Annotated in this window: 1 protein-coding gene; it reads left to right on the top strand. The window is 63.8% G+C overall.

The features are described 5' to 3' along the window. Positions 1-333: hypothetical protein (locus ACWGS9_RS35570; RefSeq protein WP_454509530.1), on the top strand; the 333-nt coding region annotated here is incomplete at its 5' end. Between the last annotated feature and the right edge of the window lie 4 nt (positions 334-337).

Here is a 337-nt window from a genome sequence, read left to right on the forward strand (position 1 = left end):
GTCGCCTCGCCCTTCAGGACCAAGATCAGCGGTCATACGAGCGTCGTTGTCGTAATCGTCGCGAGGTCCCGCTCCGGCGTTTTGCATCTGTCCGGCAACCCGCTCGCTGTGAAGGCTGGGTTGTTGACTGGGATAGAAGTCTTCAGGTTCAGGCTCGCGATGGCGCCGCCGCCTTCCGGGTTCTTCGGCTTCGCGTTGTTCACGGGCAGCACGCTGGGCACGGGTTTCGATGATACTGGGGGCGTAGCGGCGGCGCTGCCGTGGTCGGCGCTGCGCCTCGACACTGGCCTCACCCTGTTCGCCTTGCTCCGTATTTGGCCCCTGCCCATTTAATGGG

It is taken from the genome of Mesorhizobium sp. Arg314, from assembly GCF_053714275.1.